At 40.3% G+C, this 15394-nt stretch carries 11 protein-coding genes; all 11 read right to left on the reverse strand.

Features of this window, described 5'->3' with window-relative positions; genetic code table 11:
- Positions 1–133: 133 nt before the first annotated feature.
- Positions 134–3070: a reprolysin-like metallopeptidase gene (locus L0951_RS11680; RefSeq protein WP_234111440.1), complete on the reverse strand. Its 2937-nt coding sequence runs from the start codon at positions 3068–3070 to the stop codon at positions 134–136.
- Between the two features lie 346 nt (positions 3071–3416).
- Positions 3417–4076 (reverse strand): DUF6048 family protein, encoded by a 660-nt coding sequence (locus L0951_RS11685; protein WP_234111441.1) that lies wholly within the window; start codon positions 4074–4076, stop codon positions 3417–3419.
- The gene (locus L0951_RS11690; protein WP_234111442.1) at positions 4042–4518 is read right to left on the reverse strand and encodes a DUF6452 family protein; all 477 of its coding nucleotides are present in this window, start codon (positions 4516–4518) and stop codon (positions 4042–4044) included. The genes L0951_RS11685 and L0951_RS11690 overlap by 35 nt, the downstream gene beginning before the upstream one ends.
- A 34-nt stretch (positions 4519–4552) precedes the next feature.
- Positions 4553–5968, reverse strand: a complete 1416-nt coding sequence (rlmD, locus tag L0951_RS11695; RefSeq protein WP_234111443.1) for a 23S rRNA (uracil(1939)-C(5))-methyltransferase RlmD — start codon at positions 5966–5968, stop codon at positions 4553–4555.
- A gap of 127 nt (positions 5969–6095) precedes the next feature.
- A complete protein-coding gene (locus tag L0951_RS11700; protein WP_234111444.1) occupies positions 6096–6404 on the reverse strand; it encodes a hypothetical protein in 309 nt (102 codons plus the stop codon).
- On the reverse strand, positions 6401–6697 hold the full coding sequence (locus L0951_RS11705) for a hypothetical protein (protein WP_234111445.1): 297 nt from the start codon (positions 6695–6697) through the stop codon (positions 6401–6403). The genes L0951_RS11700 and L0951_RS11705 overlap by 4 nt, the downstream gene beginning before the upstream one ends.
- An 80-nt stretch (positions 6698–6777) precedes the next feature.
- Entirely contained in the window at positions 6778–8301 is a 1524-nt protein-coding gene (locus tag L0951_RS11710; protein WP_234111446.1) for a TlpA family protein disulfide reductase, read from the reverse strand.
- A 214-nt stretch (positions 8302–8515) separates the two neighbouring features.
- The gene (locus tag L0951_RS11715) at positions 8516–9016 is read right to left on the reverse strand and encodes a thermonuclease family protein (protein WP_234111447.1); all 501 of its coding nucleotides are present in this window, start codon (positions 9014–9016) and stop codon (positions 8516–8518) included.
- Positions 9017–9355: 339 nt separating this feature from the next.
- Positions 9356–9661, reverse strand: coding sequence for a DUF3467 domain-containing protein (locus tag L0951_RS11720; RefSeq protein ID WP_048499106.1), 306 nt, complete (start codon positions 9659–9661; stop codon positions 9356–9358).
- 92 nt (positions 9662–9753) lie between these two features.
- Positions 9754–14022 (reverse strand): DNA-directed RNA polymerase subunit beta', encoded by a 4269-nt coding sequence (gene rpoC / locus L0951_RS11725; protein ID WP_234111448.1) that lies wholly within the window; start codon positions 14020–14022, stop codon positions 9754–9756.
- A gap of 80 nt (positions 14023–14102) precedes the next feature.
- Positions 14103–15353 carry a glycosyltransferase family 39 protein gene (locus L0951_RS11730; RefSeq protein WP_234111449.1) on the reverse strand — a complete coding sequence of 417 codons (1251 nt, stop codon included), beginning with the start codon at positions 15351–15353 and terminating at the stop codon, positions 14103–14105.
- Positions 15354–15394: the final 41 nt, after the last annotated feature.

The following is a 15394-nucleotide window of genomic DNA, read 5'->3' on the forward strand; positions in this document are numbered from 1 at the left end:
ATTTGATGAGGCAACACGGTTAAAGTTAGGTTAAATAATGAGAAATTCCGTTAAATGAATTTTGAACGTTCTCTTTTTCAACAAAAAATCCCCGAAGCAAAACCTCGGGGACTACGAATTTATTGAGCTAAAATTATCTTTTGATAAATTTCACTTGGCTTACTTGCCCATTGTCATTGATGGAAATCATGTAAACTCCTTTCTCCAAGTTAGAAACCTGAACTTTGTTTCCGGTTACCTGTCCTTTAGAAACCACTTGACCAGCCATATTGGTAATTAAGTAAGTAGCTTTGTCAGAAATTTTCACAATATTCAACAAATCAACGGCCGGGTTAGGGAATACTTTTACTCCTTCTGATTTCACTGCGTCATTCACCGCAAGATTTGAAGTAATTTTCACAGCATAATCCTCTACTTCACCATAAGTGTAAGATCCACATGGGGTAATTTGAGGAGTGCTATATCTCAATGCCACTCTCATTCCCACAGTTTTTGGTCCAGTGTACGCATTTGACGGTACTGCGAAAATATCGGTAACCGGTGTTGTTTTATCTGCAGATGTAGACAAGATGAATTCACTGTCATCAAAAGTACCACTTCTGTCGAAGTCAATCCAGGCAGTTACTGCTTCGTTGAATTGGGTTCCTGTCCAAGATTTTGAAACGGAAATCACGTTGTTGCTGGTTCCTGCCACCAAGTTTACAAGTCTCGCCGGATCTGTCGTATAATTGGTATATGTTGATGCACCGGAGTTACTGTTCATCACTGGAGTACCACCTTCCGGAGTTATTTTCACATTAGAAATAAACTCGTCATTAGAATTGGTAGAAGTCAAATTGCAGTACTGCAACATGGAGGTATTGAAATTGGTCACGGCGGTATAAGTTCCTGTAGTTCCAGAACACACAGCGGCTACCTGAACATTGTAGGCAGTTCCTTCATCCAGTCCAGTAATATTGTAGGTATTGGTTGCTACAGGCACTTCAGTCCAATTAGTGTCACTCGCTTTTTTATATCTCACGATAAAGGTTGCGTTTGCTATTGCGTTCCAAGAAACTGTCACACCATCAGTGGTAATATTGGTAACCGCAAGTCCTGTAGGAGCAGCTCCAGTACAAGGATCCATCGCAGCCACGGTTACTGGCTGAACCGCATAAAACACGTTTCCAATCGCTGAAATTCTGATTTTCAATGTGGCTCCGGTTGTTTGGGTAAACTGGAAGTTTTCTGAACCATCATTAGGCGTTGAAGCAGCCAATACGGTCCATGTTGCCCCGTCATCTGTGGTATAATCGATTTTTACATTCGCCACATTAAATGGTGCTGCGTTTGTTCCAACCACGTCCCAAGTCAATGCACCTGGAGCGTTATTATAGACTTTAGTAGAGGTAATTTTAAAAGGTCCATTCGCATGAACTGTTACCGATTGCAAAGCTTCCTGAGTCTGTTGTTGTAGAGGATCAGGGTTATTGTCTCTTACGGTTACTCTATAGTTAGAAGATCTTGCAACAGAGGAAACAGCTTCCCATCCGTTTGGATTACTCAAAACTCCTGACATTACTGTAGCTAACTTAGGGAAATATCTTGTTGGACTTGCAGTTCCCATGATCGAACGGAAGCTCGCTCCACTTGTAGTTGTTCCCAAGTTGGTTTTTGTAATTTCTACCGTAGCATTATCAACTTCTTCCCAGGTATAGGTGAGTGGATCTCCTTCCTGATCAGTTGCTTGTGCGGTCAAGACAAAAGCAGTTCCCTTCGGAATGGTCACTGCAGGCATTGGAGTAATCACCGGAGGACTATTGTTGATCGAAGTTTCCACATCGCAGGTTTTTGCAATGAGGTTATTCTGAACCTGAATAATCGAATTAATGTGGAAGTATGCATCGGAATGCGGCTGCACATCTGTAGCACCGGTGATACCTGCGTAACCCATGATCGTTGAACCTGAACCAGGCTCCACATTTTGCCCAGTTCCTTCAAGACCCATTGAGAATGTGTGGTTTGCTCCGAGCTGATGCCCCATTTCATGGGCAACATAGTCGATATCGAAGTTATCACCAAATGGCTTACCATCTGCAGGGGAAGTAAATGCCGACCCTTTTGCTTTCGAACTTGAATTAACAGGGTTCACACAAACACAACCGATACATCCGGCATTTCCACCTCCACCGGTGGCACCAAACAAATGTCCGATATCGTAAGCAGCATTCCCAATCGTATTGGTCAGGTTATTCTGAAGTTCAAGATTCCACGCACCACCGGCTCCGGTAGCAGCTGGGGAATATGGATCTGTGTTCGGGTTCGTATAAATTAATTGAGGGAAATCCTGCAACAAAAGCTGAAGGGCAAAATCTTTCTCGAAAACAAAATTACATCTGGTCAAAGTCGCATTGATTGCAGTCAGTGCTCCGGCTACCGTTCCACCAAAATACTGGGTATATTCACCAGTTACAGACATTGCAAGACGCATGGTTCTGAATTTTTTGTCAGACGCCTTATTGAAGTTAGTCGGATTATTGGCAAACCCTTTTCCAGACATGTACAATTTGTCAATCTGCGCTTTGCTCAATGCCGGTTCAGTACTTGAACAGAAAAATGCATTGTCCGAGTCGATCTTATTTGTTTTTGGAAGCACTCCGTAAACCGTTTTCGAAGCGTTTTGTGGCTCGATAAATTCATAAGCACCATTTCTCAGCATCATCGATTGAAAATCGTTTTGAGACAAGCTGAATCTCACATAAGCAGTAGGATCATCAATCCCGACTCCTACATAAGATCCCAAATCGTACTTATCCGCTAATGATTTCACTGCTACAGGAGCACTGTAAACAGCGAATCTTTGGACACTCCCAGCTAAAGTGGGCAACTTAATCTCAACAGCAGTTGAATTTTTTCCTGTTTCCTGCGCTTTAGCAAGCTTGGATCTCATCACATTAAGATCCAGGGAATAATAACTTGTGACATTGGCTGTCGGTCGGATTCTTTCGCCTTGCATTGACGTTGGACTCCATTGCGCAAAGGCAGCAGTGCTCATCAATCCACAAAGCAAAGAAGTAAAAATTTTCTTCATAGAATTAATAATATTTTTTTGATATCGCCAAATTTATTGCTTTTTTAGCACTCCATCAAAATAAAAATGTTAATTCTAAAGAATGTTTTTCAGATTATCATTAATAAGACAAACATTATGTTGCAGATTTTATACTATAACCAATCAAAAAATAACTACAACACAATGATAGTTTCCAATTTAAAAAATTTGACCTAATTTTTGGATGAAAAAATTAGCAATAATAAAATGGCATATTTTATGGCATAAAATATTTTGAAAGGGACAATGACCACCCTGCGCAATTCATTGCGCTTCAATAATAAAGACCATCAGGAGGAAAAATGATGCAGCAACTGCATTTTTCTTAGAAGAAGTAAGCTATATTCCAGGCAAAACCTACATTAAACTTGCCCGAACTTTTGCCAAATCCTGGGACAATCATAGGTTGGATATCTTCCTGTTTTGTGGAAAACAATAGGTATCTGGGTTGAATGTTGACCTCTATATAAAAAGGACTCTCAAAAAGCTGAACTCTTCCCCCCACGGCGCCCTCCAACCAAAAAGAGCTCTGAGAACTTGCGGGATATGCTACCGATGTCTCACTTCCGCCATATCCACGAACAGGAACCGCTTTGTATTCCTGACTGTAGAATGAACCGGACAATTTGCCACCGAGATAGAAACCGTTCATCGGATTCTCTCGGTCACTTGCGAGCATATAGAAAGCCCCCAATTTCAGAAAAGGTCCGTTTACAGTGGCATCATATCCGTTTTTCTGGTACACGTTTCTTTCAAAACCCGCATCCACCACCGCATGAATGTTTTTGGTCAATCGTGAGGAAACAAATCCCTGATAAAGCATCCGGTCCGAAAATAAACCAGTTGCGGCATTCAGCACATCAATTCCCACCAGGAAATTTGGTTGATATTTCCATTTAAATTTCGTGGAATCCTGCTGTGTCTGCGCAAGACTCAAAACGAAAAGAACACTAAAAAAGAAGGAAAAGATGCGTTTTGTTTTCATCTGTAATTTGGGTTTGATTTTGCTCCAGATCAATCACGGCATCTGCAACTTCCAACTGAGAAGTCACATTTTCGTACATCTTCTTAATTCCGCAAGCAGGTGAAACATATTGAGCAGCAGTGGTGTAATTGACTTTGATTTTTGAGTTAATTTCTGCTTTTTTCAAGCCCACCAAGATCTCGGTAAATGGACCATCATCCACTCGCAAAGGGATAAACACCGAATCCACCTTACTTTTTGCAATAACAGGAATCAAACCGTTTCCATAGTTCACCTGCACATATAATGAATCCAAGGTTTTCAGTTTTCCGGTCGATTTGGTCTTGAATTTCAGTTTCATTCTCGGAGTAGCTTCCCCCCCGACGCAAATATCGTCATCACTTCCGCAGGAAAAAAGTGAAAGCAGAAAAACCGATGACAAAAATATTTTCAGAAATCTCATGATTCAATTGTATTTAATTGACTTTGCTTATAAACTAATTCGCGATTTTCACCAGAAGTGCAATATTCTCCACATGATGAGTTTGCGGAAACATATCCACCGGCAGAATTTTCACCAGCCGATAGTGGTCTTTCATCAAAGCCAAATCTCTGGCCTGAGTTGCCGAGTTGCAGCTCACATACACGATTTTCTCAGGTGAAAGCTTCAGAATTTGCTCCACCACTTTCTGGTGCATCCCGTCTCTTGGCGGATCGGTAATCAAAACGTCTGCTTTGGGATGGCTGGCTAAAAATTCGTCATTAAAGATATCTTTCATGTCGCCACAATAAAATGTGCAGTTGGAAAGCCCATTTAATTCCGCATGTTCTTTTGCCGCGTCAATTGCTTCCTGAACGGATTCAATCCCGATGACCTGTTTCGCATTTCTGGCCACATATTGCGCAATGGTTCCGGTTCCCGTGTATAAATCGTAAACTACTTCATCACCTTTTAAATCAGCAAATTCCAGGGTTTTCCGATAAAGGTTTAGTGCCTGCTGATAATTGGTTTGGAAAAATGATTTGGGGCCGATTTTAAATTTCAATCCATCCATTTCTTCCCTCAAAAATCCTTCCCCGAAATAGGTCTGAACATTCTGATCATAAATGGAATCGTTGGGTTTCGAGTTAATGGCAAAAACCAAAGTCTTAATTTGCGGGAACTCCTTCAAAAGAAAATCAAACAATTTTTCACGTTGCTCTTTTTCTTCACGGAAGAGCTGAAACAAAACCATCCATTCTCCTTTTGAATTCTGGCGCATCATCAAAGTCCTCAAGAAACCTTCCTGGTTTTTCACATCAAAAAATTCCAGACCGTTTTCCACCGCATAATTTTTTACAGCAAGACGGATCGCGTTCGAAGGCTCTTCCTGCAGCCAACATTCCTTTAAGTCCAAAATCTTGCTCCACATTCCGGGAATATGGAAACCCAGCGCATTTTTATCACCAAAATCTTCACCCGAGCTCACTTCATCAAAAGTAAGCCAACGAGCATTGGAAAAGGAAAACTCCATTTTGTTGCGGTAAAAATATTGTTCCTCACTTCCCATAATCGGCAAAGTCTCGAAATCCTCAATCCCGCCGATTCTTTTGATATGGTTATAAACTTCTTCCTGTTTGAATTCAAGTTGCTTTTCATAGGAAAGATTCTGCCATTTGCAGCCGCCGCAAACTCCGAAATGGATGCATTTCGGCTCTGCTCGGTACGGAGATTTTTCCAAGATTTCCAGCGCTTCGCCTTCCACATATTTTGATTTGGATTTCTTCACCCGCACATTTACCACATCACCGGGAACCGCACCTGAAACCAAAACAGTTTTCCCTTCTTCCGTTTTTCCCACTGCAACTCCTTTCGCTCCTGCGGAAATCAGTTTGATGTTTTCCAACACCATATTTTTTTGCTTCTTTCTCATTGAAAAATTTAGTGGCACAAAATTAAGGTTTTAAAACAAAAAAAGGGGAATCATCCCCATTTTCTAATGCATCAATTTTTGAGAACCTCATTAAAAAACCTCAAAAATCCGGATTATTAAATGAAATTCATTTTCCCGCCAAATTCCGTTCCCGATTCATCAGGTAGAAAACTCCGGCGACACAACCGGTCAATAAAAAACCTATAGTCCACAAATATTTGGCGGAAAGATTATTTTTAAAAACATCCACAATCAAAACCACCGCAGAGATGAAATTGCAGATCAAAACTAAAAAAGGGAGGATTTTACCCACTTCCAATGGAATGCCAAAATTTGTCAGGTCAATTGTTACGGTAAAAATCCCAAAAATCAAACCAAGTAAAGCGATTGCATAAATGATGTTTTTGGAGACGAGGAGATTTGAAGACTTATTCAATTTGTTTTTTCTTTTCTTCTAATGAGATACAAAATAGTGGTGATGCTTCCGAACAAAATCATTCCCACTATCCAAAATACTGAATATTTATTTCGGTTTCTGAAAATATCTGTAATCACGATGACCCACGAAATTGCAGAAAAAACAATTCCCAAGTCGATGACAATATTCCCGGTGAGATCGCCAAAGTTCCAATGAACGAGCATCATGTAAGCGCCAAACAAAACAACGACTAACCCAAAAACCGCCATTGGCAGCAAATATCTTTTTGGAATCAAGAGCGGATGTTCCATCACATTTAAATTTAAGTAAATATATAAAAATTCCCGATAGACAAAGCCATCGGGAATTTGAATATCTACTTTCTGAATTTTTATTTTGCGGTAGGAGCCGGTTGTTTTTGCAAATCCTGAGCACTTGGCGCCAACAAGTCGTTTTGCAGATGTGCTTCCGGTGCAACTGTAGGAGCTTTCAACCCGGTCATTTTATCCAAAACACTTACTATTTCTGGATCTGCCAAATTGTAAAAGAAACGGCTTGCAATCTTTCCGTCCTTATCCAAAACGATAAATGAAGGCATTTTGAAACCATAAATTCCAAAATCTTTGGCAATCTTAGAATTCAGTCCACCATCAGCATAAAGGTTGGTTCCTGGAATCCCTTTCAACATGGCGTTGCTGGTTTTCACGAACTGTTCTTGGGTATCATCTAAATTCACATAGGTGAAATTCATTTTTGATTTGTAGAAATTCACCACTTCCTTTAGTACCGGAATCGCTGCTTCAGAGATGTATGGATTCCATGAAGCGTAAAACATCACCATGGTTGGTTTTCCTTTTCCGTCAAAAAGTTTGTCCGTATTACCGTCTGCTTTCACCAATTTCCCGCTGGAAGCTGCTTCGCCAATTTTTGGACCATTGATCACAAACTGGATTCTCTGCAAATCTTTTTTCACTTCAGAGTCCTTGATATTTTTTTCAATCAGTTTATTGATGGATTCGGCTCTTTCAGGAGATTCATTGGGAGAGACATCCTGGCTGGAAATCACGAATGCGAGCAAATAATCTTTGGTCAGCTGCGACAAATCTTTTTTCGTTTCCAAATACTTCGCAAAAATCTCTGAAGAAGTTGATTTCCCGTCCTTGTTTTGGGAAGCGGCAAATTCTTGAAATCCGTTCGTCAGTTTCCCCAAAAGGTAATTTCGGAAAATAGGCTGATTTCTCAGCAGTCTATCGTGGTCTGTGGTCAGCTTTTTCTCCAGATCAAGGAAATTTTTGGTTACCTTGAAGCTTGGATTCCCGGTCGCCATTCCGTGATTGTTTTCATACTGTGCCATCACACTTAGGATGCTTGCATTAAGTTCGTCTTTTTTCCACTGGATTGCATCGCTGTCCGGAGAAGTTTTCTTGGCAGCAGATTCTATATTATTTCCGATATCTGTTTTGATTTTTTCCACACCCTTCAAGAATCCCGCTTCATCTTTGGCAATGAGTTCCTGCATATTGATTTTCGGTGCATATTCCTGGATGAATTTCACGGTTTCAGCAATGAATTCATTATTTTTTTGTGCGTCTCCAGTCACAGTGAACTGCTGCGGAAAATTTGCTGCCTGACCAGAAATATTGAATTTTTGCCCACCTTTCAAATAAACCATCGCCTGCTTTCCGGCATAGGATATGAGGTACATCCCATTTTTCGGAGCATCAAAACTGCCGCTGAAGCTGCCTTTTGGATCAACGCCCATATTAATCAAAGGCAAAGTTCCTACTCCTGAAGCTTCAATAATCTCCACTCTTTCCAATGGCGAACCGCCGGCAAAATTTCCGGTCACCTCTACTTTTTTTGAACATGAAACTGCCATCACGGCGAAAAGAAATACTAAAAAATAAGTTTTCATTATTAAAAATTAAATTCCTGCAAAAATAATTTATTCTTTGCGAACACACGAAAAAATAAGCACTTTATCATTATTTTAACATGATTTTCTTTTGGTGCATGCGTCGCAATTGCAGCATCGGATAAAAATATTGAAGAGGTTGCAAAATAAGTGACGGGATTTTATGAAATTCAAACTTCGCATTCCGTATGCGCCTGTCGGTGGACAAGCCTTGCTATGGTTTTCGAAAACTCCACGGTGAAATGGAATTCGGATCGCTCCACAAACCGAGTTTTTTGCTTTTGGCCAACTCCTCCAATCTTGCGTATTCGGCATCAGAAGAGTATTTCTTAAAATGCCACGCTAATCCGGATTTCAGCATTTCCTTGTTCACGTTGGTTCCGTCTTCCAGGAAAATTTCTGCAATTATTCTTCCCCTGGAATCAAAATTCCCGTTCTTTCCTCTGCTGATGATGGTTACCATTTTTCCGAAACATAAATCAGACAGTTTCTCTTTGGATTTTGTTCCAAACGGTTGCCTTTTTTCCGGCGCATCGATATGTTCCAAGCGAATGTTCATCGGGAATTGGTAATATAGTCCTTCCACGGTGTCGCCATCTTTTACGCCGATGATTTTTAGTTTTAAGGTAACATTGTTTTGTTGCGAAGTCTGAAAAGTTCCTGGAATGAATGTATTACTCAGGAAAATGAATAGTAGGAAAAGTATTTTCTGCATGGTTTGTTTTCTTGGAAGAGCAAGCTACGGAAATTATGTGAATTTTTGGTCAGGGGGAATTTTCTTTTATAAACGAAAATTTACCTTATTTAACGAGTCTTTCAATTACAAACGATTATTTTGTCAAAATTTAGAATTTTTCATCTAAAAACGAAAAAATTTATCTTTTGTTGAAAAATCCATCTAGACTAGGAAAAACCTTTCAGCGTTTTGAAAACATCCAGACTTTAGCAAAAGTTCAAAAACGCTGAAAGGGTATCGACAAAAAAATCCCAACTTCGCAGTCGGGATTTTTATTTTAAAAACTTGGCCAAAGCTTGAAACTTTGGTGAAGTTTTATTACGCCTGAACGTTGTTCTGTCCTAAAACAAATGGCTCAACTTCTTTGATTTCGCCGAATTGTTGCTCGTAGTTTGCGATGTTCTGCTGCAAAGCTGCTAGAACTCTTTTTGCGTGAAGCGGAGCCAAGATTACTCTTGATCTCACTTTCGCCTGCTGAACTCCCGGCATCAATTGGATGAAATCTACTACAAATTCTGATGGGGAATGGTTGACCAAAGCAAGGTTCGCATAAACTCCTGCTGCTACCATTTCGTTCAATTCAATGTTGATGTTGTTTGGATCTTGGTTTTGATTGTTGTCCATTTTTAATTTTTTTGTTTAAAGTTTAAAGTTTAAGGTTTCAGGTTTGCAAATTTAACTTTAAACTTCAAACCTGAAACTTCAAACAAATTTATTTAGTTGATGTCTTCAAATTCTTTCTTTGAACCCACGATGATTGTTTGATAGTCTTTAAGACCCGTTCCTGCAGGAATTCTGTGTCCCACGATCACGTTTTCTTTCAGACCGCCAAGATAATCAACTTTTCCTGAAACTGCTGCCTCGTTCAGAACTTTTGTAGTTTCCTGGAAGGATGCTGCAGACATAAAGGATTTGGTTTGCAACGCGGCTCTGGTGATACCCTGAAGTACAGGAGTTGCTGTTGCCGGAAGTGCTTCACGAACTTCCACCAAAGCTAAATCTTCACGTTTCAGTTTGGAATTTTCGTCTCTGAGTTCTCTTGCGGTGATCATTTGTCCCGGTTTGAACTCCTTGGAATCTCCGGCTTCGGTTACCACTTTCAATCCGAAAACTCTGTTATTTTCTTCCAAGAAATCATATTTGTGTTCCAGCGCACCTTCTAGGAATTGAGTATCTCCTCCGTCCACGATCTCTACTTTGGTCATCATTTGACGAACGATGATTTCGAAATGTTTGTCGTCGATTTTCACCCCTTGAAGTCGGTACACTTCCTGGATTTCATTCACCAGATATTCTTGAACCGCGGTTGGGCCTTTGATTTTAAGGATATCGTCTGGCGTGATGGAACCGTCGGAAAGTGGCGAACCAGCTCTCACGAAGTCGTTCTCCTGAACCAAAATCTGGTTGGAAAGTTTCACCAAATATTTGGAGATTTCCCCTGTTTTTGCTTCCACGATCAATTCGCGATTACCTCTCTTGATTTTCCCGTAAGAAACTACCCCGTCGATTTCGGTTACTACAGCCGGATTCGATGGATTTCTTGCTTCGAACAATTCAGTAACCCTCGGAAGACCACCTGTGATATCCCCAGCTTTTGCAGATTTTCTCGGGATCTTGATCAAGACTTTTCCAGACTTGATTTTCTCACCGTCATTAACCATCAAGTGGGCTCCAACAGGTAGGTTATAAGCTCTTTGCTCCACACCTTTTGAATCCACCACTTTCAAAGTAGGAACGGCTTTCTTATTTCTGGATTCAGAAATTACTTTTTCCTCGAAACCGGTTTGTTCGTCGATTTCCAGCTGGAAAGAAGTTCCCTGGATAATGTCTTCGTATTCTACCTTACCGGCAGTTTCCGCGATGATTACCGCATTGTATGGATCCCATTTTGCGATCGTTTGACCTTTGGATACCTTGTCACCAGATTTCACCAAAAGTTCGGAACCATAAGGCAAGTTGGTCACCATCAAAGGCGTTCTAGCCGCATTGTCTGCAACCAAACGGAATTCTGTAGAACGTGAAACCACGATTTCAGCTTTTTTGCCTTCTTCGTTTTCCGAAGTCACGGTTCTTACTTCATCCATTTCCACGATACCGTCTCGTCTTGCAACGATGGAAGGATTTTCTGAGATGTTTCCTGCGGTACCTCCTTGGTGGAAGGTTCTCAGCGTCAACTGAGTTCCCGGTTCACCAATGGATTGTGCAGCGATTACTCCCACAGCTTCTCCCATGTGGATTGGTTTTCCGGTTGCCAAGTTTCTTCCGTAGCATTTTGCACAGATCCCTTTCTTCGCTTCACAAGTTAATGGCGAACGAACTTCAACCACTTCGATTCCCGCTTCTTCAATCTGTTTTGCAGTCGCTTCATTAATGATGTTGTCTGCTTCGAGAATGATTTCATCGGTTTCCGGATGGAAGATATCATGAAGTGAAACCCTACCCAAAATTCTTTCGGAGATTTTCTCTACGATTTCGTCATTTTTCTTCAATGGAGTGATTTCCGTTCCTCTCAAAGTTCCACAATCATCTTCGGTGATGATTACGTCTTGAGCCACGTCAACCAATCTTCTGGTCAGGTAACCGGCATCTGCCGTTTTCAAGGCGGTATCTGCAAGACCTTTACGGGCACCGTGAGTGGAGATAAAGTATTCCAAAATGGAAAGACCCTCCTTAAAGTTCGCCACGATCGGGTTTTCAATGATTTCTGCTCCGGTGGAACCAGCTTTTTGTGGTTTTGCCATCAAACCTCTCATACCGGATAACTGACGGATCTGTTCTTTGGAACCCCTCGCTCCGGAATCCAGCATCATATAAACAGAGTTGAATCCACCTTGGTCGGTTTTCATTCTGCTCATGATCATCTCCGTTAAACCTGCGTTGGTGTTGGTCCAAACGTCGATCACCTGGTTGTATCTTTCAGTGTCTGTAATCAGACCCATGTTATAGTTTGCTTTGATTTCATCTACGCTTTCCACCGCAGCGGCAATCATTTTCTTTTTCTCGTCAGGAATCACGATGTCTCCTAATGAGAATGAAAGTCCCCCTTTGAATGCATTGGAATAACCAAGATTCTTCATATCATCCAAGAATTTCACGGTGGTTGGGAAATCAGTATCTGCCAAAATTCTACCGATGACGTTTCTTAATGATTTTTTAGTCAAAAGCTCATTGATGAAACCAACCTCTTTTGGTACAATTTGGTTGAATAAAATTCTACCCACGGTAGTCTCGATCAGTTTGGTTTCCATGACCCCTTCTTCATTTTTTACCGGAAGTTTACATCTTACTTTTGCATTTAAAGATGCTTTACCTTCAGCATAAGCAATTTCCGCTTCTTCTGGAGAGTAGAAAGCAAGACCTTCACCAACAACTTTCTTGGTTTCCGTAGAATCCAGTTGTTTGGTCATGAAGTAAAGCCCCAAAACCATGTCCTGAGAAGGAACGGTAATTGGAGAACCGTTTGCCGGGTTCAAAATGTTTTGGGAACCAAGCATCAAGAGTTGTGCTTCCAGAATCGCTTCCGGCCCTAAAGGTAAGTGCACCGCCATTTGGTCACCATCAAAGTCAGCGTTGAACGCCGTGGTTACCAATGGGTGAAGTTGGATCGCTTTACCCTCGATCATTTTTGGCTGGAACGCCTGAATACCAAGTCTGTGAAGTGTAGGTGCCCTGTTCAAAAGTACCGGGTGACCTTTCATCACGTTTTCCAAAATATCGTAAACCACAGGTTCTTTCCTGTCGATGATACGTTTTGCTGATTTTACGGTTTTAACGATTCCTCTTTCAATCAGTTTTCTGATGATGAACGGTTTGTAAAGTTCCGCCGCCATATCTTTAGGAATACCACATTCATGAAGTTGAAGGTTTGGTCCCACGACGATTACCGAACGTGCGGAATAATCCACCCTTTTTCCTAATAGGTTTTGACGGAAACGCCCTTGTTTTCCTTTCAATGAATCAGAAAGCGATTTTAATGGTCGGTTGGATTCGGATTTTACCGCGGAAGATTTTCTGGTGTTGTCGAATAGTGAATCTACAGATTCCTGCAACATTCTCTTTTCGTTTCTCAAGATTACTTCCGGAGCTTTGATTTCCAAAAGTCTCTTCAAACGGTTGTTTCTAATGATTACCCTTCTGTAAAGGTCGTTCAAATCCGAAGTCGCGAAACGACCACCATCCAATGGAACGAGTGGTCTCAATTCTGGCGGAATTACCGGAAGAACTCTCATAATCATCCATTCGGGACGGTTGATCATTCTTGTATTCGCTCCTCTTAATGCCTCAACAACATTAAGACGCTTTAAGGCTTCTGTTCTTCTTTGTTTTGAAGATTCGTTGTGCGCTTTGTGACGAAGGTCGAAAGACAAAGCATCCAGGTCGATTCTTTTCAATAATTCCTCCACCGCTTCCGCTCCCATTTTGGCAACGAATTTATTCGGGTCGGAATCGTCCAGATATTGGTTTTCGACAGGCAGGGTATCGAGAATATCCAGATATTCTTCCTCCGTTAAAAATTCCATATCATCGAAATCGGAGCCATCTGCTTTTTTTGCAATTCCGGGTTGGATGACGACATATCTTTCGTAATAGATAATCATATCCAATTTTTTGGAAGGCAGGCCAAGAAGATAACCGATTTTGTTCGGCAAAGAACGGAAATACCAGATATGCGCGATTGGGACCACCAAATTGATATGTCCGATTCTTTCTCTACGCACTTTCTTTTCGGTAACTTCAACCCCGCATCGGTCGCAAACAATCCCTTTGTAGCGGATTCTTTTGTATTTCCCGCATGCACATTCGTAATCCTTTACCGGACCGAAGATTTTTTCGCAGAAAAGACCGTCACGCTCAGGTTTGTGCGTTCTGTAGTTGATGGTTTCCGGTTTTAGCACCTCACCTCTTGATTCCTGAAGAATCGATTCGGGAGAAGCCAGACCGATCGTAATTTTACTGAAATTACTTGTTTTATTTTTATTTGACATAATATTAATTTTCAGGTTGTTGATGATTTAAAGCTTGTAATATGCAGCTCAAATTTAAAGTTTCTGACAGTTAAAAATTTCTATTGTTTTTTAATATCCTCTATAAGGTATTGATGTTTTACTAATTCAATATATTCCTTTGCAGATTCGGTCATCCAATCCATTTTGTCTGGCGCAAGTTTACCTTCGATGACAAATTCTAGGATGCCCACATTGTTATTCATCCACGGTAACAGGTAATAATTTAAGCCGCCTTTGTATTCTTTTTGATGATGGAAACTTTTTCCCGCATCAGTTTGAAATACCAAGTTGTAACTTAAGAAATAATACAGTGGCGTCAACAGAATTAATGGTTTCAATAATCTCATCGAATTAAATTTGCTTTCAGTTTTTATGATTCCATAATATACGAAAACGAACAAAATGACGTAGGAAATGATAAAGTATACATAATTATCACTTACTGCGTAAAATGTGGCAAACCCCAAATTAAAAAGGACAGATGCCATTAATACGATGAGCAACTTTTGCTCCTCTTTCCACATTCTGATTATACCCAAAATGATGAAAGGTGTTAAAAACCAAAAGTTATATATTAAATATCCTATCGACTTCAAAATATCTTTAAAATACTGCGCAATGCTTTTACTTAAAGTATCTTTCACCCAAACCGAATCTGTTCTAAGAACCTGATTAGACCCCACTGTCTGTATATGATTAACAATGTAAATCAATACAAAAAATGAAAATGAAGAAAGCAGCGGTATGAAAGCAGCCCATTTGTTTTCTTTAAACTTCAGGAGTGCAAATACACCTAAACATGGCAGCAACATAATATTTTGAATATGCGATCCAAAACTTATTCCTAATAATATTCCCGTAATCCAATAGTATTTCACCAAGCCTGTTTTTATACTTTTAATTAAATAAATGTAAAACAGCATGATAAATACGGCATTGAAAGTGTACATTTCCAGATTAGTCGCGTTTCTCCAAAAGGTGAAACTCAATCCGAAAGCAACCGTAATCCAAATTGACCATTTCTTGGAACCCCCTATTTCCTTAAGCAAATTATACATTAATGAAATGCATAATGCAGCCGTGAAAACAGAAATGAACCTTCCAATTTCTATACTTGTCACAAATGGAAATATTTTTTTAAGCAATATTCCAAAATTGTAGTAGAGAAAATGCGAAATGGCTGTAATGGTAGTGACCCACTCCCCTTTTTCAAAGGCAGTGACAAATCCGATGCAGTCTCCAAAAGGAACCTTTGTAAAACTTGTGAAGTAATACAAAAGGAAAAACACTATGAACAGGATATATTTCATTAAAAAAATTAAGAAACTCAGACTGTCAAAAGACTTTCTAA

Source organism: Chryseobacterium sp. R2A-55 (assembly GCF_021401085.1).
In the GTDB taxonomy this organism is placed as follows: Bacteria; Bacteroidota; Bacteroidia; order Flavobacteriales; family Weeksellaceae; genus Kaistella.

Bases quoted from the DNA above. Each gene is read 5' to 3' on its own strand.
- rlmD (WP_234111443.1), bottom strand. From the start codon at position 5,968: ATGAGAAAGAAGCAAAAAAATATGGTGTTGGAAAACATCAAACTGATT.
- rpoC (WP_234111448.1), bottom strand. From the start codon at position 14,022: ATGTCAAATAAAAATAAAACAAGTAATTTCAGTAAAATTACGATCGGT.
- L0951_RS11715 (WP_234111447.1), bottom strand. From the start codon at position 9,016: ATGCAGAAAATACTTTTCCTACTATTCATTTTCCTGAGTAATACATTC.
- L0951_RS11705 (WP_234111445.1), bottom strand. From the start codon at position 6,697: ATGGAACATCCGCTCTTGATTCCAAAAAGATATTTGCTGCCAATGGCG.
- L0951_RS11680 (WP_234111440.1), bottom strand. From the start codon at position 3,070: ATGAAGAAAATTTTTACTTCTTTGCTTTGTGGATTGATGAGCACTGCT.
- L0951_RS11720 (WP_048499106.1), bottom strand. From the start codon at position 9,661: ATGGACAACAATCAAAACCAAGATCCAAACAACATCAACATTGAATTG.
- L0951_RS11685 (WP_234111441.1), bottom strand. From the start codon at position 4,076: ATGAAAACAAAACGCATCTTTTCCTTCTTTTTTAGTGTTCTTTTCGTT.
- L0951_RS11730 (WP_234111449.1), bottom strand. From the start codon at position 15,353: ATGAAATATATCCTGTTCATAGTGTTTTTCCTTTTGTATTACTTCACA.
- L0951_RS11710 (WP_234111446.1), bottom strand. From the start codon at position 8,301: ATGAAAACTTATTTTTTAGTATTTCTTTTCGCCGTGATGGCAGTTTCA.
- L0951_RS11690 (WP_234111442.1), bottom strand. From the start codon at position 4,518: ATGAGATTTCTGAAAATATTTTTGTCATCGGTTTTTCTGCTTTCACTT.